This is a genomic window from Mesorhizobium sp. M0306, from assembly GCF_040321655.1.
Taxonomy (GTDB): Bacteria; Pseudomonadota; Alphaproteobacteria; order Rhizobiales; family Rhizobiaceae; genus Mesorhizobium.
The window spans coordinates 121,567-147,713 of the sequence record NZ_JAMYRY010000005.1 but is presented as its reverse complement, the minus strand read 5'-3'; the positions used below and the strand labels follow the sequence as shown (position 1 = coordinate 147,713).

General features: G+C 63.5%; 22 protein-coding genes. 4 read left to right on the top strand and 18 right to left on the bottom strand.

Features of this window, described 5'->3' with window-relative positions:
* Position 1: 1 nt before the first annotated feature.
* Genes NKI95_RS10830 through NKI95_RS10815 form a run of 4 tightly spaced genes read left to right on the top strand, consistent with a single transcriptional unit; the run spans position 2 to position 5,015 of the window.
* The gene (locus tag NKI95_RS10830; protein WP_352716592.1) at positions 2–1,258 is read left to right on the top strand and encodes a sarcosine oxidase subunit beta family protein; all 1,257 of its coding nucleotides are present in this window, start codon (positions 2–4) and stop codon (positions 1,256–1,258) included.
* 13 nt (positions 1,259–1,271) lie between these two features.
* Complete coding sequence (locus tag NKI95_RS10825; RefSeq protein WP_352716590.1) at positions 1,272–1,568, top strand: sarcosine oxidase subunit delta; 297 nt, start codon at positions 1,272–1,274, stop codon at positions 1,566–1,568.
* The gene (locus tag NKI95_RS10820) at positions 1,565–4,519 is read left to right on the top strand and encodes a sarcosine oxidase subunit alpha family protein (protein WP_352716588.1); all 2,955 of its coding nucleotides are present in this window, start codon (positions 1,565–1,567) and stop codon (positions 4,517–4,519) included. The genes NKI95_RS10825 and NKI95_RS10820 overlap by 4 nt, the downstream gene beginning before the upstream one ends.
* On the top strand, positions 4,512–5,015 hold the full coding sequence (locus tag NKI95_RS10815; RefSeq protein WP_352716587.1) for a sarcosine oxidase subunit gamma: 504 nt from the start codon (positions 4,512–4,514) through the stop codon (positions 5,013–5,015). The genes NKI95_RS10820 and NKI95_RS10815 overlap by 8 nt, the downstream gene beginning before the upstream one ends.
* A 61-nt stretch (positions 5,016–5,076) precedes the next feature.
* Here NKI95_RS10815 and NKI95_RS10810 read toward each other — a convergent pair whose 3' ends face one another.
* From NKI95_RS10810 to NKI95_RS10725, 18 genes are all read right to left on the bottom strand, one after another.
* Entirely contained in the window at positions 5,077–5,541 is a 465-nt protein-coding gene (locus tag NKI95_RS10810; protein WP_352716586.1) for a cupin domain-containing protein, read from the bottom strand.
* Positions 5,542–5,750: 209 nt separating this feature from the next.
* The gene (locus NKI95_RS10805; protein ID WP_352716585.1) at positions 5,751–6,626 is read right to left on the bottom strand and encodes an aldose 1-epimerase; all 876 of its coding nucleotides are present in this window, start codon (positions 6,624–6,626) and stop codon (positions 5,751–5,753) included.
* 5 nt (positions 6,627–6,631) lie between these two features.
* A complete protein-coding gene (locus NKI95_RS10800; RefSeq protein ID WP_352716583.1) occupies positions 6,632–7,432 on the bottom strand; it encodes a FadR/GntR family transcriptional regulator in 801 nt (266 codons plus the stop codon).
* Between the two features lie 2 nt (positions 7,433–7,434).
* Entirely contained in the window at positions 7,435–8,436 is a 1,002-nt protein-coding gene (locus tag NKI95_RS10795; RefSeq protein WP_352716582.1) for an ABC transporter permease, read from the bottom strand.
* On the bottom strand, positions 8,433–9,953 hold the full coding sequence (locus tag NKI95_RS10790; RefSeq protein WP_352716581.1) for a sugar ABC transporter ATP-binding protein: 1,521 nt from the start codon (positions 9,951–9,953) through the stop codon (positions 8,433–8,435). Before NKI95_RS10790 ends, NKI95_RS10795 begins: the two co-directional genes overlap by 4 nt.
* Positions 9,954–10,048: 95 nt before the next feature.
* Positions 10,049–11,011 (bottom strand): substrate-binding domain-containing protein, encoded by a 963-nt coding sequence (locus NKI95_RS10785; protein WP_352716579.1) that lies wholly within the window; start codon positions 11,009–11,011, stop codon positions 10,049–10,051.
* 51 nt (positions 11,012–11,062) lie between these two features.
* On the bottom strand, positions 11,063–11,839 hold the full coding sequence (locus tag NKI95_RS10780; RefSeq protein ID WP_352716577.1) for an SDR family oxidoreductase: 777 nt from the start codon (positions 11,837–11,839) through the stop codon (positions 11,063–11,065).
* 5 nt (positions 11,840–11,844) lie between these two features.
* Positions 11,845–13,017: a galactonate dehydratase gene (gene dgoD / locus NKI95_RS10775; RefSeq protein ID WP_352716575.1), complete on the bottom strand. Its 1,173-nt coding sequence runs from the start codon at positions 13,015–13,017 to the stop codon at positions 11,845–11,847.
* 207 nt (positions 13,018–13,224) lie between these two features.
* Complete coding sequence (locus tag NKI95_RS10770) at positions 13,225–14,730, bottom strand: aldehyde dehydrogenase family protein (RefSeq protein WP_352716573.1); 1,506 nt, start codon at positions 14,728–14,730, stop codon at positions 13,225–13,227.
* Complete coding sequence (locus NKI95_RS10765; RefSeq protein ID WP_352716572.1) at positions 14,727–15,215, bottom strand: (2Fe-2S)-binding protein; 489 nt, start codon at positions 15,213–15,215, stop codon at positions 14,727–14,729. The genes NKI95_RS10770 and NKI95_RS10765 overlap by 4 nt, the downstream gene beginning before the upstream one ends.
* Positions 15,212–18,361, bottom strand: coding sequence for a molybdopterin cofactor-binding domain-containing protein (locus NKI95_RS10760; RefSeq protein ID WP_352716570.1), 3,150 nt, complete (start codon positions 18,359–18,361; stop codon positions 15,212–15,214). The genes NKI95_RS10765 and NKI95_RS10760 overlap by 4 nt, the downstream gene beginning before the upstream one ends.
* A complete protein-coding gene (locus tag NKI95_RS10755; RefSeq protein WP_352716762.1) occupies positions 18,358–19,224 on the bottom strand; it encodes an aromatic ring-hydroxylating dioxygenase subunit alpha in 867 nt (288 codons plus the stop codon). The genes NKI95_RS10760 and NKI95_RS10755 overlap by 4 nt, the downstream gene beginning before the upstream one ends.
* 14 nt (positions 19,225–19,238) lie before the next feature.
* Positions 19,239–20,612, bottom strand: a complete 1,374-nt coding sequence (locus NKI95_RS10750; protein ID WP_352716568.1) for an amidohydrolase family protein — start codon at positions 20,610–20,612, stop codon at positions 19,239–19,241.
* Between the two features lie 39 nt (positions 20,613–20,651).
* Positions 20,652–22,220, bottom strand: a complete 1,569-nt coding sequence (locus tag NKI95_RS10745) for a GMC family oxidoreductase (RefSeq protein ID WP_352716566.1) — start codon at positions 22,218–22,220, stop codon at positions 20,652–20,654.
* A gap of 7 nt (positions 22,221–22,227) precedes the next feature.
* The gene (locus NKI95_RS10740; RefSeq protein WP_352716564.1) at positions 22,228–22,836 is read right to left on the bottom strand and encodes a thiamine pyrophosphate-dependent enzyme; all 609 of its coding nucleotides are present in this window, start codon (positions 22,834–22,836) and stop codon (positions 22,228–22,230) included.
* A complete protein-coding gene (locus NKI95_RS10735; RefSeq protein WP_352716563.1) occupies positions 22,833–23,333 on the bottom strand; it encodes a thiamine pyrophosphate-binding protein in 501 nt (166 codons plus the stop codon). The genes NKI95_RS10740 and NKI95_RS10735 overlap by 4 nt, the downstream gene beginning before the upstream one ends.
* Positions 23,334–23,423: 90 nt before the next feature.
* Positions 23,424–24,344, bottom strand: a complete 921-nt coding sequence (locus NKI95_RS10730) for a LysR family transcriptional regulator (RefSeq protein ID WP_352716561.1) — start codon at positions 24,342–24,344, stop codon at positions 23,424–23,426.
* Positions 24,345–26,147 (bottom strand): adenine deaminase, encoded by a 1,803-nt coding sequence (locus NKI95_RS10725; RefSeq protein ID WP_352716559.1) that lies wholly within the window; start codon positions 26,145–26,147, stop codon positions 24,345–24,347.

Genomic DNA, 26,147 nt, shown 5'->3' with positions numbered 1-26,147 from the left:
CATGGCGCGCTACTCGGCATTTTCGATTTTACGCAACGCGCTGTCCGGCCAGAAGAATTGGCAGCGCGCCTGGCGGGCAGCGGAGCCAAAATCTTCCTATGACGTGATCGTTATTGGCGGCGGCGGACACGGCCTCGCCACCGCCTTCTACCTCGCCGAGAACCACGGCATCCGTAACGTCGCGGTGCTCGAAAAGGGTTATGTCGGCGGCGGCAATGTCGGCCGCAACACCACCGTCATCCGCTCCAACTACCTGCTCGACGGCAACACCCAGTTCTACGAATTCTCGATGAAGCTCTGGGAGGGCATGTCGCGGGCGCTGAATTTCAACGTCATGTTCTCGCAGCGCGGCCAGCTCGTCACAGCGCATTCCGCCGATCAGCTCGACAGCTTCAGCCACCGGGCCAATGTCATGCGGCTGAACGGCATCGATGCCGATATCCTCGACCGGGAAGAAGTGCGCAGGCTGGTGCCCTATCTCGATTTTTCCGACACCGCCCGCTTTCCGATCCATGGCGCTATCTTCCAGGGCCGGGCGGGCACGGCGCGCCACGACGCCGTCGCCTGGGGCTATGCGCGCGCCGCCGACGGCCATGGCGTCGACATCATCCAGAACTGCGAAGTGACAGGCTTCGTCCGCGACGGCGACAGCATCGTCGGCGTCGAAACGACGAAAGGCCGGATCGGCGCCGGCAAGATCGGTCTCGCTGTTGCCGGTCATACATCCGTGCTCGGTGCCAAGGCCGGCCTTGAACTGCCGATCGAAAGCCATGTCCTGCAAGCCTTTGTCACCGAACCGCTGAAGCCGTTGGTAGACCAAGTCGTCGCCTATGGCGCCGACCATTTCTACGTCAGCCAGTCCGACAAGGGCGGGCTGGTCTTCGGCGGCAATCTCGACGGCTACAATTCCTACGCCCAGCGCGGCAATCTCGGCGTCGTGCGCGAAGTGGCGGAGGCGGCGATTGCGCTGATGCCGTGCATTTCGCGCGTCCGCCTGCTGCGCCACTGGGGCGGCGTCATGGACATGACTCCCGATGCCAGCCCGATCATCTGCCCGACGCCGATCGACGGCCTCTATCTCAACGGCGGCTGGTGCTACGGCGGCTTCAAGGCGACGCCGGCTTCCGGCTGGTGCTTCGCCCACACGATCGCCACCGGCAAGCCGCATCCCTTGATCGCGGCCTACGGGCTCGATCGTTTCCGCACCGGCCACACGCTCGACGAAGCCGGCGTCGGTCCTTCCGCCTGGCTGCAATAGGAGGCGGAACAAAATGCTGCTCATCGAATGCCCCTGCTGCGGCCCGCGCGACCATGACGAGTTCCGCTATGGCGGCGATGCCTCGGTCACGCGTCCGGCCCATGACGATCCCGATCCGGAGGCCTGGTACCGTTATGTCTATGTCAGGACAAACCCGGCCGGCCTGCACCGTGAATTCTGGCAACACGTGACCGGTTGCCGGCAATGGCTGGTGGTCGAACGCGACACACGCAACCACGCCATCACAGCCGTCGACTTCGCCAGAAAATTGCGGGCCACGAAATCAACTCTCAGGAAATCACCGGCATGAGTTCGAACCGCAAACGACTGTCGGTGGGTGGCCGCATCGTCCGCGAGCGGCCGGTCGAGTTTACTTTCGACGGCCGCAAGCTGGCTGGATATCGCGGCGACACGCTTGCCTCCGCGCTGCTCGCCAATGGCGTCACCCTGGTCGGTCGCAGCTTCAAATATCATCGACCGCGCGGCATTTTTTCCGCCGGGCCCGAAGAGCCGAATGCGCTGGTTACGCTCGGGAGCGCCGGCAGGCGCGAGCCGAACCTGCCGGCGACGACACTGGAACTCGCCGACGGCATGGTCGTGGAGAGTCAGAACCGCTGGCCATCGCTTGCCTTCGACGTGCAAAGCGTCAACGGGCTGTTGGCACCATTTCTGTCCGCCGGCTTCTACTACAAGACCTTCATGGGCCCGACGCGCCGCGCCTGGATGTTCTACGAACATTTCATCCGCAAGGCGGCCGGCCTGGGTAGGGCCGGCACCGACGCTGATCCCGACCGCTACGAGGTTCGTCATGCCTTCGCCGATGTCGCCATCGTCGGCGGCGGCCCGGCGGGATTGTCGGCAGCGCGGGCGGCCGCCGCGGCCGGCGCGCGGGTCGCGCTGATCGAGCAGGATTTCCTGCTTGGCGGCCAGCTTCTGGCGGAACCGTCCGACAGCGCAGCGGCCTCATGGCTGAGGCAGGCCGAGGCCGAGTTGGAGGGCTTCGAAACCGTCGCGCTGATGAAGCGGACGACCGCTTTCGGCAGCTATGACGGCAATGTCCTTGGACTGGTCGAACAGCGCGATCCAACCGATCCGCTGCCGAATGGCGAGGCCCGGCAAACGGTCACCATGCTGCGCGCCCGTTCGATCGTTTTCGCCACCGGCGCCATCGAGCGGCCGATGGTGTTCTCGAACAATGACCGGCCCGGTGTCATGCTTGCCTCGGCCGCCCGGACCTATCTCAATCGATTCGCCGTCCTGCCGGGCAAAAAAATCGTCGTCGCCACCAACAATGACGGTGCCTGGCGCACCGCCTTCGACTATGCCGTAGCCGGCGCGAAGGTGACGATTGCGGATCTTCGCGCAGTCCCGCCAGCAGCACTTGCCGCAGAAGCCGCACGGCTCGGCGTAATGATACGGGCCGGGACGCGGATCGTCGACCTGCGTGGCGGCCATGCCGTCAGGGACACAACGCTCAACGGGCCGGACGGCCCGTCCTCGGCCGCCTGCGACCTGGTCTGCGTGTCCGGCGGCTGGTCGCCAACCGTGCATCTCACCTCGCACCTTGGTGTCAAACCTGTCTATCGCGACGACATCGGCGGCTTCGTGCTGGGCGCGTTTCCGGCCGGCCGGTTCGGCGCCGGCGCGATGATGGGGGCCCATGCAACTGCCGAAGCCATCGAGGAAGGTCATCGCGCCGGCATCGACGCGGCAGCCTCCTGTGGCAAGTCGGCGCCGGTGTCCGTTCCGTCCAAACTCGATCTGGACCAGACCGCCACGATTTCGCTTCGCGAAGCCCCTTCCGTCGATCGTGGAAAAGCCTTCGTCGATTTCCAGATGGACGTGACGACAAAGGAGATCGAACTCGCCCATCGCGAAGGCTATGAATCGGTCGAGCACCTGAAGCGCTACACCACGCTCGGCATGGGCACCGATCAGGGCAAGACCAGCAATTTTCCCGCACTTGCCGCCATGGCAGCGCTGCGCAACGCAACGATTCCTGAGACCGGCACCACGACCTTCCGCCCGCCCTATACGCCGGTTGCCATCGGGGCGCTTGCCGGGCGCGCCATCGGCCATCATTTCAAGCCGATCCGCCGCACGCCGATGCACGACTGGCACATGGCGAACGGCGCCGAGATGCTCGAGGTCGGGCTCTGGATGCGGCCCTATTTCTACCGGCAGTCGGGGCGCGACGTGAGCGAGGCCTATGTCGCCGAAATGCGTACCGTACGTCAGGCGGCGGGCCTTATGGACATTTCCACCCTTGGCAAGATCGATGTCCAGGGCCCGGATGCGGCGATATTCCTGGATCGCGTCTACGCCAACGGCTTTGCCAAACTGGCGGTAGGCCGCGCCCGCTACGGCGTCATGCTGCGCGACGACGGCATTGTCTTCGACGACGGCACCACGACGCGGCTGGCGGAAAACCGGTTCTTCATGACGACCTCGACCGCCAAGGCCGCCGATGTGCTGTCGCGTCTCGAATTCCTGCTCGACACGGCCTGGCCGGATTTGCGCGTGGCCGTGACCTCGGTCAGCGATGAATGGGCGGCGATGTCGGTTGCCGGGCCTAACAGCCGCGCAATCCTCAGCGCTGCTTTTCCTGGTCTCGACGTCTCCGACGCGGCGCTTCCGCATATGGGGCTACTCGAAAGCGAGTGGGAGGGCCGTTGGCTCCGCATCCTGCGTCTTAGTTATTCCGGCGAGCGTGCTTACGAAGTCTATGTCGGCGCCACTGCAGGTGAACAGCTCTGGAGTCGCTTGCTCGAAGCCGGCAGACTGTTCGACCTGAAGCCTTACGGCGTCGAGGCGCTTGGCGCGCTGCGCGTCGAAAAGGGCCATGTCGCCGGACCAGAGATCGATGGGCGCACGACACTCGACGATCTCGGCCTCGGCCGCATGGTCGGCAAGCGCAGCAGCTTCGTCGGCGACGTCCTGCGATGGCGCCCTGCCCTCCAGGCGCCCAACCGGCAGCGTCTGGTCGGACTGGAATGCATCGAGGACGGAAAACGCCTGCGCGGCGGCGCCATCCTGTTCCTGCCGGATGAGAAACCCTATGGCCATGGGCGCGGTCGCGTCACCTCCGTCACTTTCAGCCCCGAACGCGGCCATTATGTCGGGCTGGCCCTGCTTGCCGGTGATGTCGCGGCAGAAGGAAGCGAGGTCGTGGCGGTCTATCCGATGAAGGCCGAAACGGTTCGCGCCCGCGTTGTCTCGCCGGTATTCATCGATCCGCAGGGAGAACGGCTGCATGGCTAGCTTGACCTCTTCGCGGGATTTCAGCCTGTCCGTGGCCGATTGTCCGCTTATCCAGATCGAGGGCTGGGACGCGACACTGAGACAATTCGAAAAGAGCGTCTTGGCGTCGCTCGGCAAGAAACTTCCCGCTTCGGTCGGAGAGACGGTTCGCCACAAGGGCCTTTTAACCATCCGCGTTGCACCTCGCCGCCTTTGGCTGGCTCTCGACGAAGGCACGCAAGCGCCAGCCCTTGTCGTAGACCCCGATCTCGGCTGTTCCGTTCCCCTCGGGGAAGGTCGTGTTCGTTTGAAAATGGCCGGCCCTGGTATCGCAAGGCTTCTGTCCGGCTGCATTGCCGTCGACTGGCACGCGCCGGCCGCCGCTCCGGTCCGCGCCGTGCTGACATCCTTCCATCATGTCTCCGTGCTCTTCCTGCGCACCGGCGAGACCGCGTGCGAACTCATCGTGCCGCGAAGTTTTGCCCGCAGCCTCACGGATTGGATTGCCGGCGGCTAATACCGGTTCCTCGGGCAAGGACCGGCTTTAGGGGCGATCCAAGCCGCCATCATGAAGCCATCTACTCTCTTGCTGGCCATTCTTGCAGAAGCGTAATCCCATACTTCGGCGCGGCTGCTTTGAGCCGCTCGATATCGGCAGGCGTTGGCGGCCCGACCACTTCTCCCTTGCCGAGTTCATGGCCACCTTCGGCGAGAAACTGCTCGAACACACTTGGCGTGTCTATCAGGATATAGCGAACGAGCTGATTGCCGGGATTCATAAGCTGGTGCGGGATGCCACGCTTCAAAAACATGCTCTCGCCGGGCGAGAGCGTTCGGATCACACCGTCCACGAGTGCGGTCAACTTCCCTTCGATGACGTAGACCGTCTCGTCGTCATTCGCATGAACATGGATTGGCGTTTTCGTGTGCCCGTCGCTTCTGTTTTCGAAGAGACTCAACGAGCCTCCCGTCTGTTCGCCGGAGACCAGTCGCTTCATGACGATGCCTGCGAGCACGAATTCTTTTGGTTCAACATCCGTCATTGATCCAATCCTGCCAGGCACATTTGGAGGGCCGTCAAGCGGACGAACCGCGCCGCGACATCCGGCAAACGTCGAACGGGCTCATGCGTTCCCGGTCGCTGGAGTTCCCTCTTCCCAAGCTCCGTTTGGACGAAAAGCCGGCTTCGTTCTTCCCGGACTTGCTGGTCGACACCGACATCCGCCAATTCGAGGGCGCCGCTGAGGTCCGCCTAACTGACGGCGAAGCTGCAACGGGCTGCCAGGCTCTCGCCAGGCCCAAGCACCGACAGTCCATTCCATTTGTCGATCGAACCACGATTGTGAGCATCGACAGCATGACTGAGCGGCTCAAAACAGAAGAAGTCGCTCTCCTTCGATGGCGAATAGACCAGGTAAAAATTCAAGGGCGATGAAGCTTCAATCCGCAGGCTGCAACTGTGCTCCGGCCACGATATCGTGGCGACGCCGTCCCAACCGGCAAACAGATTGTTTATCCATCCACTCGGCAACACGACTGGGGCGCCGAAATCCCAATCGGGACGGGTTTTGATATCCACAAACCGTTCGGGGAGATGGTTGAGCAGTTCGAGACAAACCTGCGAGGCCGGCGCATGAAGCGCGGTTCGTGCCGTTCTCGGGAACCATGGATGGATGCCAAGCCCGAACGGCAATCTGATCGAGGCCCGATTGACGATGCGAAGTTTCAGCTCGAGCCCCTGTCCGGTCAGAGCGTAGCGCACCTCGGCGCGATATCGATATGGGCCGGGTCCGTTGCTGATGAGCGACAGCTTTGCGTTGTCTTGCGCTACGCTGTCGACGTCCCACTCGCGCGAAAATCCATTGCCGTGAATGGGAAATGGCTCGCCTGCAACATTGGCAGGCAGTTCGTGGAATTTGGAGTCGAATGTGAATCCGCCGCCTGAGATGCGATTTGACCACGGCAAAAGCAGGTTGCAGGCAAGATCGACCGGGTTGCTGCTCCCGCCGTTTGGCCAAGGCCGGAAGATCGGCACGCGCCCATAGTCCAGTCTCGCAAGACCTGCCCCAAGCGACGGGACGATTTCAGCGGACAGGTCTCCGCTTCTGATCTTGATGGTCCCGACCATCAGCTTCAGACGGTGTCGACCTTGGCAGCTGCGATCGGCTGTTGATGGCGGCCTTTGCGAGCCACTGCAAGAAGGTCGTTCGACGCGATCCCGATGAGCGCCTTCATCTGATCGTGAGCGTCGTCGGCCCTGCGCATCCTAATTGCCTCCAGCACGTCGCCATGCGCGCTCAGTGTCTGCTGGTAATTAGCGGTGGCCGATGTGGTCAATCGGAAGGAGAAGCTGAGGGCGGCCGCAAGCATATTGCCGAGATTGGCGAATACCGGGTTGCGGCTGGCACGAAGGATGGCCGTATGAAACCTGACGTCGGCATCGAGACACGCAGCAAGATCGTCCTGCGGAGCAATGCGCATGGCTTCATACGCCGCTTCGATGACTGCGAGATCGCCTGACGTCGCCATCTTGGCCGCAAGTTGGGCGGCAGCGGGTTCAATGACCAGCCGCGCCTCGATCAATCCCCGAACGAAATCGAGATCGGGCTCGATATCGCGCATCCATTCCAAAACCTGTGCATCCAGCCTGTTCCATTCGCTCGACACGCGCACACGCGTCCCGGCCCGCTTGCGTGCCTCGATCAATCCTTTCGCCGAAAGCGTCAGAAGAGCATCGCGAAGCGCGGTGCGGCTCGCCCCGTAGATGACGCAAAGTTCGGCTTCCGTCGGCAGGACGGAGTGCTGCGCGTAGGAGCCGGCGAGGATTCGCTGTCCGAGATCGCGTGCGATGCGATCCTTGAGCGATGACGTGGCGCCCTCTGCGGCAGGAATGTCCTGCGTGCCTTGGCCAGTCGAAGCGATCGCCGCGTCCATCGTCATGTCCTGTTCAAGTGGTACTCGGCAATTACCACAGCAAGTATCAGCAGCGAGCCCTTGGCAAGCAACTGATAGAAGGTTGGCACGGACGTCAGTATCATTCCGTTGTTGAGGACGCCAATGATGGCGACGCCCAGCAGCGCGCCGATGATCGTACCCTTCCCGCCCTGCAAGGCGCAGCCACCCAGCACGGCCGCTGTGATGGCCTCGAGTTCCAGACCTTGGGATCCGGATACGGGCTGCCCCGAGCCGGTACGGGCAGCCAACAGAATCCCGGCCAATCCGGCTGCCACTCCACTCATGATGTAGATGCCGACGCGGTAGCGATTGATATTGATGCCGGAGAAGCGTGCGACAACGGGATTGCCGCCCAGGGCATAGATGTTGCGGCCAACGATCGAGCGGGCAAGGAAGAGATGGAAGACGATCGCGGTCAGCAAAAGAATCCAGATCAGCAGAGGCAGGCCGAGGATTCGTCCGATCCCGATGAAGCGGAAAGTGTCGCTGAAAATCGCGATCGATTGCCCATCGGATATGATGAACGCGATGCCGCGGAAGATCGCCATCGTACCGAGAGTTGCGATGACAGCGTTGACCCGCCCATAGGTGATGATGATGCCGTTCACGAGGCCGGCAAGACCGCCCAGGACCAGGCCGGCAAGAATGCCCGCGGCGGGTGATCCGGTGGCCTGGATGGCCATTGCCGTCGATACTGTGGTCAGACCGACAATTGCGCCGACGGCAATATCGAGCCCTCCGGCGACGATGACCACGGTCTGGCTCATCGCCAGAACGCCCAGGATGGTAATGCCTAGACCGATGTTCAGCAGGTTTCGGCCCGAGAAGAACACGTCGCCTCTCAGGGTGCCGAAAATGAGCACGAGAATGGCGAGAGCAACAAGAAGGCTTATGTTGTGAATGCCGATGCGCTCTGCGATGCGCAAGGAAGCGCGCCTTTTGCCGGTTTGTGTTGTTGCTGTGCTGAGCTCAAGGCTGTTCACTGAATTTGTCCTCCGAGCGATGCTACAGATTGCGGCATGGCGTGTTTCAGGATCGTGGTCTCGTCGATGTCAGGGCGGGAAAGTTCGGCCGTGATCCGACCTCCAGCCATGACAAGCACCCTGTCCGCGAGCCCGATCAGTTCCGGCATTTCTGAGGAAATCAGGATGATGCCGATGCCGCTGGCGGCGAGTTCGTCGATCAGGCGATAGATTTCCGCCTTGGCGCCGATGTCGATGCCGCGGGTTGGCTCGTCGAGGATGAGAAGCATCGGCTGCCGCGCAAGCCAGCGCGCGAGAACGACCTTCTGTTGATTGCCACCCGACAGTTTGGAAACCTCTTCGTCGAGGTTGGGTGCTTTGATCGACATCTTTGCTGCAAGCGGTGAGACGATCTCCAGAGCCTTGCGCCGGTTGAAGAAACCGAAGGTCGACGTCTTGTCGGGCACGCACAGCGAGGCATTGTCAAGAATGCTTCGGAACAACAGCAGGGCTTCGTGCTTGCGGTCTTCCGGGGCAAAGCCGATGCCCGCCACGATCGCTGCATGCGGACTGTTAGGGCCAACGGACACGCCGTTCATCGTTATGCTTCCGTCGACGCGCCTATCATAGCCGACAATCGCCTTTGCCAGTTCGGATCGACCCGCACCCATAAGGCCGGCAATGCCGAGCACCTCGCCACGGCGGACCTTGAGGCTCACATCGGTGACCTGGTCGGTGGTCAGGCCCGTCACCTCAAGCAACGGTTTTCCCGATTGCCACGTCTCGCGTGTAAACAGATCGGCAATGTCGCGGCCGACCATGAGCTTGGCTATGGTCTGCTCGCTGGCACCGGCCGCGGGGGAATCATCGACCAGCCGGCCGTCCCGCAAAACGACAATGCGATCCGCAAGGTCGATGACCTCGTTCAGCCTGTGAGAGATGTAGACGATCGAAGTGCCCTCTTCGCGCAGCCGGCGAATTACTGAAAACAGACGGCGCGCTTCGTCGTCGGTAAGCGACGAGGTCGGCTCATCGAATGCGATCAGCCGGCCGCCGGCACGTATGGCGCGCATGATTTCGATCATCTGGCGCTGTGCCGGACCGAGTGTGCTGCAGAGTTGACGCGGCCGCATATCCTGCTGCATGCCGAAGGTCGCAAGCACCTTATCGGTCTGGTCCTCGAGCCTGTGCCAGTCGAGCAGGACGCCTGCCAGCCGCGGCAGTTCGCCGACGAAAATGTTCTCGGCCACGGTCAGGTTCGGAACGATCTCCGGCTCCTGATGGATGACGCGTATTCCGGCTCTGTGGCTGTCGCGCGGTTCGCTGAAAACGATCGGCGTGGAGCCATGCAGCACGATGCCGGTGTCCGGTGCGAACACGCCCTCGAGAATTCGCATCATTGTCGACTTGCCGGCGCCATTCTCGCCAACCAGGGCAAACACCTCTCCTGGCCGAAAGGCAATCGAGACATTGTCGAGCGCCTGCACGACGCCGAAGCGCTTCGATATCCTATCGAGCGAGAAGAAATCCGATTGCATCAAAGCTCACTCCCGAGGATCGATCCCGTGTGCCTGCCGACGAACTGCCGGCCCAAAAAGCGTCATGCGCCTGCGGCGCATGACGCATATCTGGTTCAGTGGCAGAGCTTGGCTTTGTAGTCCGATGCAAAATTGTCGGCAGTGATGTATTCCGGATCGGTGAAGGATTGCACGGGTAGCTTGGTTCCATCATTGATGGAGGCCAACAAGATCTTCACCGCCAGTGCGCCGTGATTTGCCGAATTGAGCCACATCGTACCACGGAATGCCGAAGGCTTTCCGGATCCGAAGGCGTCGCAGGCGCGGCTCCCGTCGATGCCAATGCCCATGCCCTGGTCTGCGGAATAGCCGGCATTCTCCAATGCTCGCGCACCACCCAGCACACCATCATCGTTGCATGAATAGAATATCCAGTTCGTGACGCTAGGATTGGCCGTCAGTGTGGTGGTCATCACGTCGATGGCGTTGACCATCGTGTTATCGTAGGGGACGCGAACAATGTTGCCCGGCTTGAAATCGGGCACCGCCTTCAAGAACGCCACTTCCGCGCCCTTGTTGCGCTGCATGCAGGTATCAGCCTTGCGGTCCTCGATCGAGGCGATGCGCACCTCTTTGCCCGCCCAGCCATCAGCCTTGTAGAGCTTGGCAAGCTCTTCGCCCACCCGCGCACCGATGTTGTAGGCATTCATGCCGACATAGGGGACCTGGGTGCCATCCTGGTAGTAGATATCGTCGTCCACCGCCACCAAGGGAATTTTTGCGGCCTTTGCTTTCTCCGCGATGACCGGTCCCAGCGCCTTGTCGGGGACGACGATGGCGATTCCCTTCACACCGTCGCCGACCATCGTGTCGAAGGTGGTGATCGTCAAATTGGCGTCGAACTGGACGTCCTGCGACACCAAAGCGGCCCCCGCCGCCTCCGCCGCTTTCTTGGCGCCGCCGACTTCGGCGACGAACCATGGATGGTCTCCCATCTTGTTGATGTAGCCGATCTTGATATCGTCCGCGCTTGCTGCGCCACTCATCAATCCGGCAGCCAGTACCGCAAATGTCGCCAAAGCCTTTGTTGTGGTTTTCATGAAGATCCTCCCTGAGCTCAATGGTGGTTGCTAGTCGTGGTAGAGAACCGAGCGGCCACCATCGATGGTGATCGTCTCGGCATTTATGAACGGCGCTTCGTCCGAAGCGAGGAAAACCGCCGTCATTGCAACCTCGTCCGGCCGGCCAATTCGCTTGGGCGGATGGAGGTCGTGGGCTCGCCGCTTTTCCTCGGCGGGGTTCGGGAATGTGTTCCAGTAGGCTTCCGCGATCGGCGTCTCGATATAGCCGGGGGCGATCGCGTTCACCCGGATACCGCGCGCGGCATATTCGATGGCCAGCGAACGGGTCAGGCCCAAAAGTGCATGCTTGGCGACCGGATACGGGAATGTATGGGGAATGATCTGGAACGCGTGACAGCTCGCTATGTTGACGATAGACCCCGAGCCCTTCGCCAGCATCGTCGGCAAGACCGCCTTGGCGCAGAACCATGCGGCCTGGAGGTCGAGCTTGAGACAGCGGTCCCATTCCTCGTCCGGCATCGCCAGCGGTTCGTAGAAGACGTTGGCACCGGCATTGTTGACCAGAATGTCGACGCCACCATAGGTCGTGATCGTCCGGGAGACCATGTCCGCGACCGCGGATGCGCCGGTGACGTCCGTCTCGATGAACAGGGCGTCCGCGCCCTGGGCACGCAATTCGTCGGCGATCGCTTTTCCGCTTACCGCATTCAGTTCGGCAATGACGGTCTTTGCCTCCTGCATCGCAAAGGCGCGTGCAATGGCGGCACCGATGCCTTGGCCGGCGCCCGTGATGATTGCGATCTTTCCTTGCAGCCGTCCTGCCATTGCATTCACCAGTCCACCACGGTGCCGTCCGGCATGACGGCGTTGCGGGCATGCAGCACTTCCTGCTTGAAGGGGTGGCGCGCGATCACGTCCTCATTGACGGTGACGCCAAGGCCCGGCAGTTCGGGCAGATCCCAGCGGCCTGGTCTACGCTGAATTGGCCAGGTGACCACGTCGTCGTACCAGGCGACGGCACCGGACATCTCCTCCTGAATGACAACGTTTGGCGTCGATATGCCGAAATGAAGAGCAGCCACACCGGCGATCGGACCGAGCGGGTTGTGCGGCGCAAGGCCGATGCCTGCGGTTTCCGCCATGGCCGCGATCTTCTTTGTCTCGAGCAGACCGCCAGTGTGGCAAATATCAGGCTGGGCAATGTTGAAGGCGCGGGCTGCGATCGAGTGCGTGAATTCGCGGCGCCCGATCAGCCGCTCGCCGGACGCGATCGGCACGGCCGATCGCGCCGTAATATGCGCCAGTCCGGCAACATCTTCGGGTGGAACGGGCTCTTCCGCGAACATGATGCGGGCCGGCTCGATTGCTTTGAGGTAATCCATCGCCGCGTTAACAGATGCAGGGCGTCCGTGGAAATCGACCATGATGTCGATATCCGGGCCTACCGCCTCGCGAAGTGAGCCAACCATATTGGCAACGGAGTCGACTGCCTTGGCGGGCGATACGTAGTGGGTGTAGGGAATGCAGACGACCTTGACCGCATCGTAGCCTGCTTGCGTCACGGTGCGTCCGCGTTCCACGATCGCATCCGCGGATCCGGTCTCATAGACCGCCTTCATGTCCCCGAGGCCGAGATGCGTGTAGGTACGCAGATAGTTGCGAACCTGGCCGCCCAAAAGGCGCCAGACGGGGACGCTCAATGACTTGCCCAGGATGTCCCAGAGCGCGATCTCGATGCCGCTGACAGCGGACATTCCCTCAACGCCGAGACGCCAAAAGCCGTGCCGCGTAAGTATCTGGTAGCACTGCTCCACATTGCGCGGATCTTGCCCGATGAGCAGGGCTTCAAGATCCTGAAGCGCCCCAACGACGGCTCGGGTCTTCCATTCCAGCGTTGCCTCACCCCAGCCAAACAGGCCGGGCTCGTCGGTTTCGACGCGAACGAAGACCCAGTTGCGCATTTCCGCATTGCAGACGCGCGCCTTGATGGCCGTGATTTTCATTGGTCCTCCCAGACCTGCCGTCTTTTTTCGAGGCAATATGTATGACTTATTACCGATAATATGGACAAGTCAAGCGCAACATCGATGTGGACCAGCGCCGTCAAGGAACTGGTCCTCAGGAGGATCCGAGCAATTTTCGATCAATCCTTGTCCGCCGATGGAAGGGCTGTCAGCCGCCGATCCACGAATATCGCGGGAAAGGCGTGGCTAAATCACCGCGCAGACCGTTTTCGTCTCGAGATAGTTCTCCAGGCCCGGTGCGCCGTTCTCATAGCCCCAACCGGATTGCTTGTGGCCGCCCTTCGGCAATTCCGGCGAGAAGTAGGAATGGCAATTGATCCAGACGGTGCCCGACCGGACACGTGCGGCAAGGCGATGCGCAGTGGAAAGGTCGCGGGTCCAGACGCTTGCGGCGAGGCCGTAGGGCGAGTCGTTCGCATGGCTTACCGCCTCCGCGACATCGTCGAACGGTGTCACGGCAACGACCGGGCCGAAGATTTCCTCGCGCATCATGCGCATGTCCGGGCGTACGCCGGTAACCACGGTCGGCTCGAAGAAGTTCTCGAAGCGCCGGCCGCCGGCGATGATCTCGGCGCCGCTGGAAGCACCATCGCCGACATAGAAGGCGACGCGCGCAGCCTGGGTTCCGTTAACCAGCGGACCAAGGTCGGTATCCGGGTCAAGCCCGTGTCCGAGACGCAGCTTTCGCGCCTCTTCCGCCAGACCCTCCACCAGACGGTCGTAGATCGAGCGATGCGCATAGACACGCGAGCCGGCGACGCACACCTGGCCGGCATTGGCGAAGATCCCCCGGGCCACTCCGGGGATTGCGAGCCCCATGTCCGCATCGGGCATGATGATGGCCGGCGACTTGCCGCCCAGCTCGAGCGTCAGCTTCTTCAGATTGCCGCACGCTGCGGAGACGATCATCTTTCCGACTTCCGTCGAGCCGGTGAAGGCGACCTTATCGACATCGGAATCTGCAGCCAATGCTGCGCCCACAGTTTCACCGAGACCGGTCACGATATTGACGACGCCGTCCGGCAAGCCGGCTTCGATCATCAGTTCGCCGAGCCTGAGCGCGGTGAGCGACGTTTCCTCAGCCGGCTTGAGCACGATCGTACAGCCGGCGGCAAGCGCCGGGGCGAGCTTCATCGAGGCCATGAGCAGCGGCGAATTCCATGGCGTTATGGCTGCCACGACACCGATCGGCTCGCGCACCGTATAGGCGAAAATCTTGCTGCCCGCCGGTTGGTAGCTGATGGAGGTGGGGATGGTCGTGCCGAGGATTTTCGTGGCAAAACCGGCAAAATAGCGGAACTGCTCGGCCGAGGCGGGAATCTCGGCGAAGCGCGAGGTCTTCAGCGACTTTCCCTGGTCAAGCGTCTCGAGTTCTGCAAGCTCATCGGCATGGCGCTCAATCAGGTCAGCGATGCGCCATAGCAGGTTGCCGCGTGCCGACGGTGTCATGTCGCGCCAGCTCTCGCCTTCGAAAGCAGCACGCGCCGCAGCAACGGCGCGCCCGGCGTCATCGGCTGTGCCTCGCGCCAGCAGCGCGAGCGTGTCGCCATTCGCAGGATCGGTCGCGGGCAAGGTTGCGCCATCGCTGGCGTCGCGCCAGCCGCCGCCGATCAGGTGCCGCATTCTGGGTTTGGCCAGGAACGCCTTGACGCCTGCATGCCTGGCTTTACAGTTTCGAATGATGACCGTCATGTCCGTATCCCGCAAGCGAGCGCCTCGACCGCGGCGAGAGCACCGCGGATGATGGAATGATAGCCGGTACAGCGGCAGATATTGCCTTCGAGTGCAGCGCGGATCTGAGACTCGTCGGGAGCCGGATTCTCCAGCAGCAGGGCGGTCAGCGCAACAGTGATGCCGGGTGCGCAGTAGCCGCACTGGAAGGCGTTTTCGGCCGCCAGAGCCTCGCGCAGGACAATGGCTTCGGGAACGTCGTCGAAACCTTCCGGGGTGATGATGGTGGCCCCGTCGAGCTGCCACGACATGAGCAGACAACTATTGATCGCGCGACCGTCCATCAGCACGAAGCAAGCGCCGCAGCGGCCGATGCCGCAAGCCACCTTGGCGGCAGTCATGCCGAAATGGTCGCGCAGCAGGTCGATCAGGCGTAACTCGGCAGGCACGGCCAGCGCCCGGCGGCAGCCGTTGAGGTTAAAGGTAATCTCGATCTCGGCGCTCACGCTGCACTCCTCTGCAGGGCGTCGAGTACCCATTCAGGATCGACCGGGATGCGCTCGGGCCAAGCCCCTGTGGCGTCCGCAATCGCGTTGACGATGGCTGGCGTCACGGCGCCAATGCCAAGCTCACCAACTCCGCGCGGACCGAACGGGTCGTCCTCGTCCAGATCCTCCAACGCGAAGGTCGCGAGGCTTTCCGGCGTGTCGGCAATGCCTGGCAGCATGTAGAAATCGAGGTTGCCGGCAAGATACCGGCCATCCCGCATCGCCGCGTCCTCAGTGAGGGTGAAGCCCAGCCCCTGGACGCCGCCGCCTTCGATCTGGCCAAGATAGGCGGCAGCATCGAGCATCGGTCCGGCCGCGGTGTGCTGATGGAGCTCGAGCACGCGTACCTGCCCGGTGATGCGGCTCACGGCAACGCGCGCCAGTGTCGCGCCGAAGGCGAAGATCAGGCGTGCATTGCCTTCCAGATAGTCCGATTTCGGAAACTCGAAGCTGACGGCAGCAACTGGCAGCCGGTCCGGAGGCAACGCCTCGGCAAGCTCGGCGAAACTCATGAGCAGTGAGCCACTGTTGGAATGTCGCTCGACGATGCCGCCGGGCGCCAGCGCCAGCTTCCCGGCTTCGCGGCAAAGCACCTGGCCCGCTGCGGCCAGCAGGTCGCGCGTAAAAGATGGTGCGGCGACTGCCGCGACGCGCCAGACTACGTGAGTGCCGCGCGAGGCGGTAGAGGAACCGGATTCGGGCGTCGCCGCCGTATCGCCGGTGACCGGCCGGACATCGTCACGGCCGCAGCCGAGCGCTCCGGCGACCGCGGCTTTTACCGAGGTGAGCAGGCCCTGTCCCATCTCGTCCAGGCCGTAGAGTGCTTCGATCACGCCATCCGGAGCCAGGCGCAACGCGCCTCCGGCCGGGTCCGGCGGCAGCGTGCCGAGTCCGTTGCCTTGATAGTTCATCGCCATGCCGACGCCGATCGTCTCATAGCCGTCGAACGACGGGCCGCGCGGCTTGGCCCAGATCGGGTCAGCAGCGGCGGCTTGCAGCATCTCGGCCAGACGTTCGGACGGCGCGACCTGCTGGCCGAGATGGCCTCGCGTGCTAGGCTCGCGCAAATTGCGGCGCCGTATCTCGATAATGTCGATGCCGGCGGCTTCGGCCAGACGGTCCAGCTGGCACTCTACCGCGAAGGCCATCTGGTTGGCACCGAAGCCACGAAACGCGCCGCAGACGCCGTTATTGGTGTAGGCGAGCCTGCCCGAGCTGAGGACGTTGGGAACGACATATGGCCCGCAGGCGTGTTCGAGCGCCGTCTCAAGCACGCCCGGGCCGAGCGACGCATAGGCGCCGGCATCCGCGATCACATCCACCTGCTGGGCGAGCAGACGACCCTCGGCGTCGCAGGCGGTGCGCATATGGATACACAACGCATTGCGCTTGGTACCCGCGATGACAGATTCCGCCCGGTCGAGATGCAGCCGCACGGCGCGTCCGGTCTTCAGCGCCAGCAGGGCCAGGGCCGGCTGCACGGTCAGCTCGTCCTTGCCGCCGAAAGCGCCGCCAGTCGGGCTGGTGACCACCCGTATCTGCTCTTGCGGCATGCCGAGGATGCGCGAGAGCTGCATGCTGTCGCGGCGGCCATGCTGCCCACCGGCAAAGACGTTCAGGGTACCATCCGTACCGACGAAAGCGTAGCCGCCCTCCGTCTCCATAAAGCCGTGCATCTGGCTCGGCGTTTCGTAGACAGCCTCGACGATATGAGCCGCCTTGGCAAAAGCCGTGGCGGCATCGCCACGCGTGAACTCGAAGCTGCACTGCAGATTGCCTGAGACATGGACCGGCTCCGCTCCAGCGGCGAGTGCCTGTTGGGGATCGCTCACAATTGGCAGCGGCTCGTATTCGACCCTGATGAGAGCAAGCGCGCGTTCGGCCGTCTTCGTGTCAACAGCGGCGACGGCAGCAACAGCGTCGCCGATATAGCGCACCTTGTCGAAGCACAGTGCAGGCTGATCCTGCACGACAATGCCGAAGGCATTGCTGCCGGCGATGTCGCGGTGCGTTACAACCGCCGCGACGCCGGGCAGCGCCTCGGCCGCGCTCGTATCGATGGAAACGATCTTTGCATGGGGGACGCCGGCACGCCGAATGCGCCCGACCAGCATGCCGGGCTCGCGATGGTCGGTCAGGTATTCGAGCCTGCCTGCGATTTTCGGCGCACCGTCCGGCCGCTGGTGCCAGCTTGCACCGATCTCCGATCGGGACACGAGAATTTCGGCAGGTGGGTTTCCGGACGGTACGGTCCGCCGGCGCGGCGAATGTGCTCCTTGGGACAACTTTCCGCCGAGCCCGAAGACCAGCGCATTCGCCACGACACTGCGCCGATAGCGGTCGGACCGCCATGCATCATCGATCGCCGGCGTCTCTTCCAGAATTGCGGCGTGCAGCTCGGCCCAATCGATCTCCCGCAGGTGCCGGCCGACAAGCAGCGCTTCAGCGCGGTCGAGACGGGCCGCTTGCCCGCCGCCGCTGGCCGCGAGCCGCGCGACGATGATGCGATCATGCGCTGTCTCGACCAGCCCGGCGACACCGGCCACGCTTGGGGTGAATGCGGCGCGCAGGCCGACTTTGCGATGGGTCCAGCGAGCGGCAGTTGGTTGCGGTCGAACAATCACCGCCTTGATGAGGCCCGCGGACGGCGCGGCGGCCAGCCATTGCGCGAGCGACACGACGGCGTGCCCGGCCGGTGAGACGATCTCCAGCTTCGCGTCGGTCGCGAGCAGGGCCGGCAGAAGGCAACCCATGCGCCCGGCGACGTTGCCGCCCAGCGTTCCGAGATTGCGGACGGCAGGTCCCGCCGTGGCGCGGACGGCGGCTGCGAGCAGAGGCAAATTCTCGCCTATTGCCCGGTCACGCTCCAAGGCACCCAGGGTCGTCAGTGCGCCGATGCGAAACCCATCGGCGGCCGGTTGGATGCCCTTCAGGCCGGCGATACGGCCGATGTCGATGAGGCACCCCGGCTTTGGCAGGCCTTTCGCCCAGCCGAGCTGCAGCGCCGTGCCTCCGGCGACCAGTTGCGATGCGCCCTCGCCTGCCAACGACAGCGCCTCGGCAACGGAGGCCGGGCGAAGTACCTGGAGATCCGGTCCGGTCATGTGGCTACCGCGGTCGTGCCGAAACGAATGCCTTTTTCCTTCAACCAGCGGCGGTAGGCGATGGAGGAACCGTCGGCGCGTGTCGGGATTTCCATCCGCGGCTCGAGCGGAAGGCGCAGCGGCCGCTGGTTCTCCACGATGATCCGGTCTTGCAGGAAGATGACCTGTTCGAAGTTGAGCAACGCCGTCTGCGTCGAAGCGGAATCGACAAGGTACATGACCGGCTGGGCGCGGCAGAGATCTTCCTCGATGGGCTGGATGAACAGCGCGATCGCATCGAGCCGACCGGGCGCTCCGGGGCATACACGGTATAGCATCACAACGAATGGGCTCGGCACACGATAGGTCAGATGCACAAACGCGCCGGAGCTTTCCGTTGCGGCAATGCGCGGCTGGAAGAACGTGCAGTTGGTCGCCCAGACCTCGTCCACCTCGCGACGTATCTCGCTCAGATAGGCAGGCACTTCCGTGTGCGGCTCCGAACCGAGAATGTCGGTATGCACGAAGGGGAAATGCGCCATGTCGAGGAAATTCTCTACGACACGCAAACCCGAAGCCCGCATCGTCACCCAGCCGCAGGGCACGTAGCGGCGGTCGGGTTCCGATGCCTCGGCGATCTCGAAGATTTCCTTTCCGGGCTGGCCCAGCGTCGTCCAGACGCAGCCGTAGCGCTGCCGGACGGGCAGCGCGGGGCCGCGGTTGCCGTCGTCCAGGATCTCCCGAACCGTGATTGCACCCGTGATGTCACGGACCAGTTCGATGTCCTGGCCGAGCAGCCGCGTGCGGCTCGGCGCGCCATCTAGATCGGCGACCGTCTCCACCGCGTACCAATCGTCCAGTGCCGCCCTGTCCGTCGTCTTCATCACCGAGGCCCGCCCTATTGGGTCCATTGCAGGCTGCCGCCGGAATTCTCGGCAAGGAAAGCGGCGCGCCGGGCGAACAGGCCAGGCGCGACGCGATGGATTTCGGCGATGATCTCGCGCAGGTCGCCGGTGCGCAACGCGCCGTCCTCGGCCAGGATTTCGCCATCGACCATAGTCAACGACACGTCGCTGCCGCGCACGGCGTGGACAAGATTGTGATGGAAGTTGAAATAAGGTCCGTCGCGGAAGACCGGCGTCATGCGCGGCGTATCGGTGCGGACCGCGATGATGTCGGCGCGCTTGCCGACTTCGATCGAGCCGATCTCGTGGTCGAGCCCGATCGCCCTGGCGCCGAGGATGGTGGCCATCCGCAGCACCTGCCAGCTATCCATGGCGGCGGCGTCGAGGTCCTTCAGCTTGCCCAGCAGCGAAGTCACCTTCATCTCTTCGAACATGTCGAAATTGTTGTTCTCCTTCTCGCCGTCGGTGCCGATCCCGACAGGCACGCCGGCCTTCAGCATCTCGGCCACCAGCGCGATGCCGCTTGCCAGCTTCATGTTGGAAACAGGATTGTGGGCCACCGAAACGCGGCGCTTGGAAATAAGCTCGATCTCTTCTCGATCGAGCCAGACGGCGTGGGCGATCATGGCGCGCGGCGTTTCGAAGAAGCCAAGGTCGTCCAGCGCGAACATCGGGCGTTTGCCGTAGCGCCGCTTAAATTCCGCGATCTCGATCTCGGCCTCGCTGCAATGGGTGTGGAAGCCGGTGTCGTGTTTCCTTGCGAGTTCTATCGCCCGACGCTGGCCGGCTTCGTCGGCATAAAACAGATGCTCCAGCCCGACCCACACATTGATGCGGCCGCCCGCCTTGCGATGCCAGCCCTCGATCATCGCCTCGTTCATGTCGAGCGTGTCGAAGTAGTTGTAGTCGGGATGCTCGCCGACGTAAGGCACGGCGACCAAGCGGTTGCCGATCGCCTCGGCCGCCCGGGCGCTGCCTTTCATGAACCGCCACATGTCGACGACGGTGGTCGTGCCGCCGAGCACGGATTCCGCGTAGCAGAGCCACGATGCCGCCTCGGCCTCGTGCGGCTGCAGCACGCGATGCATCGGATTGATATGGAGCGTCAGCCATTCCCAGACCGGCAGGTGCTCCGCCGTGCCGCGCAGAAAACCGGAATGCGCATGCGCATTGACCAGCCCGGGCAAAAGCACCGCATTGTCGAGCTTCTTCACGGCCACGGCCGGATACGCAGCGCGCAATGCTGCGAGTGCGCTGACCGCGGCGATACGACCATCTTCGACCAGCACGGCGCCGGCAGGCAACACGTGGTTATCTTCATCCATGGTGAGCAGCGTGTCGGCAGCAAGGATGAGGCTTCGCGTCATCGCGGGTACTCCGTGTGCGTTCCGTCGGTCATGACATCCTCAAGCTGCCGCCGCGAGCAGGAAATCGGCGGCGCGCTCGCCGATCATCGTGGCGGGCGCGTGGGTGTTGCAGGTCGGGATCGTCGGGATCACCGAGGCATCGGCGACATGCAGGCCGTCCAGCCCGTGCACGGCGAGACGGCTGTCTACGACGGCCATCGCGTCCTCGCCCATCTTGGCGGTTCCGCAGACGTGGAAGAAAGTCGAGCACGCATCGCGGATGAAGTCGATGGTCTCGGTGCGGGTCAGTCGGCGGTCGGGTGCGGCAAAGCTGGCGAAGAGACCGGCGTTCGCTTTTGCAGCCGCCATCTCCATCACCATCTCGACTGCGGTGACCATGGCGTCGAGGTCTTCCGGTTCCGCCAGAAAGTTCGGCTGGATTTCGAGCGGCCCGCCGGGCTTGCCGTCGAGCAGCTTCAGCTGCCCGACGCTCTTCGAGCGCATCAGACCCGCACCGAAGGAAAAGACATCGCCGGATACATCGTAGCGCGCGCGGATCGCAGGTTCGGCGCTGTTGCCCTGGACCGGAAAGGCGTGCAGGTCGGGCTGCGGCAGGTCCGGACGCGACTTCCAGTTGACCATCGAGCCACCGCCATTGCCCACCACGGGTCCGATCGGCCGTTTCGCGCGGAAGACGCACGCCTGCGCCAGCGGATGGTCCTGAAGGTTCCGGCCGACACCCGGCAGGGCGCAAACGACCGCAATGCCAAGGCGCTTCAGTTCGACCGGATCGCCGATGCCCGACAGCATCAGCAGGCGTGGCGTGTCGATGGCCCCGGCCGCGAGCACGATGCTCTCTTGCGCGCGTGTTTCGCCGATTTCGCCGCCGACGAGGTGCTTGACCGCGACGCATCGGCTGCCTTCGACCGTCAGGCCGATGGCCGCGGATCTGGTCAGCACCGTCAGCATCGGGTGATCCAGGATCGGCACGAGATAGCCCGTCGCCGAACTCCAGCGCTTGCCGTCGAAGATGTTGAAATTCGCGGCCGCCGTCCCCTCGTTGCTGGAGCCGTTGGGATCGTCGATTACGGGGATGCCGATCTCGGCCGCGCCATCGATCAGCGCCTGCGCGACCGGGCACAGTGCCGCCGGCCGCTCGATACGGAGCGGACCGCCCGCTCCGCGAAACTCGCTTGCACCGTCGCGCCAGTCCTCGCAACGCCGGAAATAGGGCAGCACGTCGGCGAAGCTCCAGCCCTTGGCGCCGCCAGCCTCCCAGGCATCGTAATCATGCGGATGGCCGCGATACCACATCATCGCGTTGATAGCGCTTGAGCCGCCCAGCAGGCGACCACGCGGGATGCCGATGGTACGGCCGTTCACGCGCGGTGTCGGAGCATAGTCATAGCCCCAGTCATAGGTGCCGCGGCCAAGCGGCACCCATTTGCCGGGGTCCTCGATCTCTTCGATCCCAAGACCCGTCGGGCCGGCTTCGATCAGGAGCACGTCGGCGCCGGCATCGACCAGCCGCCGCGTCACCGCACAGCCACCGGAACCCGAGCCAACCACCACGTAGTCGTAGCTGGGTTTCAGCGCGCGTCGGGGGACGACAGGTCCGAGGATGCCCATGATCTCGTCAGTTGTGCTCGCTCGGGCCCATGATGACGATGCCTTCGCTCGCCTCGACGTGGCGGACGAAGATATACTTGTCCTCGCGGCCGTCGCTGTGTTTGCGCTTGATGTCCGGCTGGACCGTTCCCGAGACCTTGGCGACCACTATATAGGGTGCCTCCATCGCGAGCCCCCATGCGCAATGCGCGTCGAACTCGTCCACCGTGCGCACTGTATGGGCGTTCTCGACGCCGGCGCCGCGCGCGATCGCGGCAAGGTCGACGCGGCCCAGCGCCGTATGCGTCGGCGGGCCGCCGATCGACTGGTAGCACTCATTGTCCCAGACCACGATGAAGAGGTTCTTCGGTTGTTCGTTTCCGAGCGTGGCCAGGATGCCCAGATTGAAGAGCAGGCCGCCATCCGTATCGAGCGAAACGACGCGGCGGTGCGGCAACCCGGCGGCGAGCCCGAAGGCCTGCGGCGTGACGCAGCCGAGTTGCTGCTGGAACAGGCTCGCCTCGCGCATATGCGGCGCGGCGTTGTACCACTCATCGACGCTGCCGCCGAGCGAAAGGATCACCAGCTCATCCTTCAGCCGCGCGGCAAGCGCCTTCATGCAGTCAAAGCGTTTCATCGCACCACCTCGCCGCCAAGCGCCACGGCCGAATGGTAGTAGGACGCATAGGACCAGGAATAGGCGTCGACGATGGCGCGCTCGATCCTCGCCTCCTCGGTGACGATCCGGTACGGCACGCGCAGCGCGTTCAGCACCGGCTCCATGGTGATGCCATGCGGGATTGCCCACCAGTTGTTCTCGCCAAGCTCGCCGCGGTAGCTCATCAGCATCACGACCGGGATACCGGCTCCGAGGCCCATGCGGGCCAGCGGCTCGACCGAGGCGCGCAAGCCGGAGTTTTCCATGACCAGCGCCGCGCGCTTGCCCGACAGGAAGACCCCACCGCAGATCGCTGCGCCCTCGCCCTCGTTGGTGACGTGGATCGTGCGGATATCCGGATCGGCATCAAGGGCCGGGTAGAGTTCCTTGAACAGCGAATCGGGCAGATAGCAGACGATGCTCACCCCTGCCCGTTTCAGCCCTCGAATGACCGCGTCGACCGCACTCTGCTTCATGACATCCCCTTCGGCCGGGAAGTCTCGCAAAGCTCAGTTGTTCGAGATAGAGACAAATTTCTCTCTTTATCGATGCGCAAAATGCAACAACTAATCATGCAGCGCCTTGACCATGCGGGCCAGCAGCGCCGCGAATGCGGAGGCCGCATCCGACATTTCGCGTTCCAGTCGGGCGAGCAGCATCAGCCGGTGCGGGTTCATGCGCGAATCGCGCAACGGCACGAAAACGAGCGATCCGTCAGCCACTTCCGGTTCGATGCCGAGCTTGGTGCGAAGCACCACGCCGAGGTTGAGGCGCACCATTTCGGTCATCAGTCCGATCGAGTTGGTCCGTGACCGTCGCGTGAGGTCGATCATGGAGCGCCCGATCGCATCGTCGATCGAAATGCCCAAAGCAAGGCTGTTGTCCGAGACGATGACCTGTTCGCCGGCAAGATCGAACAGCTTCACTTCCTTGCGGCCGGCAAGGCGGCTGTCCGGATGAGCGACGACGCCCAGCGGCAGAGGCGTGCTCGCGATCTTGCGCACGTTGCGCGGCACGCGCACGTCGAAAGCAAGCGCCAGATCGCATTCGCCGTCGGCAACCGCATCGCAGGCGCGCTGCGACCCGGCGACATGCACATCGACCGATATCTGCGGGTGGCGCTTCCAGAATTCCTTCAGCGCGTTCGGCACCAGCCCGCGCGCCGCGCTCTCCACGATCGCCACGGACAACGAGCCGCGGTTGAGGCCACTGAGATCGTTGATCTCGGACGAGGCGCGCGCCAACTCGGTGATGCTCTGACGCGCGTGGTAGAGGAGAAGCTCGCCTGCGCTGGTCAGTTTCAGTCGCTGGCGCACACGCTCGAAGAGCGGCGTGCCCAGTTCGTCCTCCAGGCCCTTGATGACGCGGCTGATGGAGGATGGCGCCACGTTGAGCGCCTGCGCGGTCTGGCGAACCGAGCCCAGCCGCGCGACCATTTGGAAATAATGGATGCGCGGTGAGACCAGCCCAAGTCGGAAGGGATCCACTCAGGCGGCCTCGAAGGCGGGGACGATCTCCATTTCCGGCACCAGCACGAGACCTTTGTCGGTGATGCGGATTTCGGGGATGACCGAGAGCGGGATGAGGTTGAAGCCCATATAGGGAATGCAGCAGCCGGCCGCCTCCCATTCCCGTTTGAGGATCTTCACCTCCTCCGCGACCTCGGTGACGCGCTTGTCGGACAAAAGGCCGGCGATCGGCAGTTCAACCATGGCAGTCACTTTACCGTCGACGACGACACAGACGCCGCCTTGCGTTTCCTCGATCGCCCGCAGCGCCACCTGCATGTCGGCCTCGTTGACGCCTGCGATGATGATGTTGTGGCTGTCGTGGCCGACGGACGATGCGACGGCGCCGCGTTTCAGCGTGAAATTGCTGAGCAGCCCGTAGGCGACGTTGCCGTCCGACTTGCCATGGCGCTCGACCACAGTGACGAAGCACAGGCCGTGGCGGTCGAAATGGTTCTGCCAGTCGTTGGCCGGATCGAGCGTGATCTTCTGGTGGCCGAGCGTGATCCCCGGCAGTTCGGTGCGGATGGTATGCGCCACCACCTTGCCGGTTGGCAGGTCCGGCGTCAGCTTGATCTGCTTCGGCAGCTTCACTGTGTAGTAGGCCGCGTCCGGATAGCGGTAGCGAGTCGAGAGGGCCTGGTCGAGCAGCGGCGTGATCTTGCCATCATCGACGACGAGTTCGCCGCCATACCACGTGCTGACGGGATCGAAGCCGTCGTCGAGCAGCACCAGGTCGGCACGGCGGCCACCACCGAGGCCTCCGATTTCGCCTTCCATGCCAAAGCGCGTCGCGCCATGCAGCGAGCCCATCGACCAGGCCTGCTCCGGCGTCATGCCGGCCTTCATCGCCTCGCGCGTCACCCAGTCCAGGCCGAAGAGCATCAGGTCGTCAGCATCGCGGTCGTCGGTGCAGACCGCGATGCGCTTGTGCGAGGCTCCGAGTTCCGTGATCGTCTTGATCGCTGCGGGCAGGCTGTGCCACGGCGTCGTCGGCGGACCGCCGCGTAGGAACAGCCAGATGCCGGCTTCGAGCATGTCGTCGGCGATCTCGCGGTCGATCGCCTCATGGGTATCGGTGACGCCGGACGCCGCATAGGCCGACACGAATTCGCGTCCATAGACGTGGCCCGACACCGGGCGGCCGCGTTTCAGCGCCGCAGCGAGGATGGCATGGCTGCGTTCATCGCCCATAGCCACTGGCACGAAATCCATCTTCTCGCCGAGCGCCACGGCTTCCGGCCATTTGTCGAATAATGCGCCGATCTTCTCGGCTGTCAGGTCGCCACCGGCCGTTTCCAGCAACGGCGAAGTTGCCGGGACGGTGCTCGGAACCGTCAGGAAGATGGACAACGGCGCCAGGCGCGCGTCCTCCAGCATCGCCTCGATGCCAGCAACGTCCATGACGTTGCCGATCTCGTGGCTGTCGCAGAAGAGGGTCGTGGTGCCGTTGAGCAGCGCCGCCTCGGCATAGGCGCAGGCCGTCACCATCGAGGATTCGATGTGGATGTGCGGATCGACCAGGCCAGGCGCGACGATGCCGCCCCTGGCGTCATATATCCTCGCGCTGCCGCCCTTATAGGTGCCGGCCGGCTTCACAGCGGCGATCCGCCCTCCCGACAACCAGATCTCGCGGCCTGGAAGCACGCGCTCCGAATAGGTCGACAACACGCGTGCGCCGGCAATGACCAGATCGGGATCGGCTCGCCCGGAAGCGACGCCAGCCAGTCGCCGGGTCATGGACGAGAGCGGCTGGACGGAAAAGCGCGTGAGAAAGGTCAT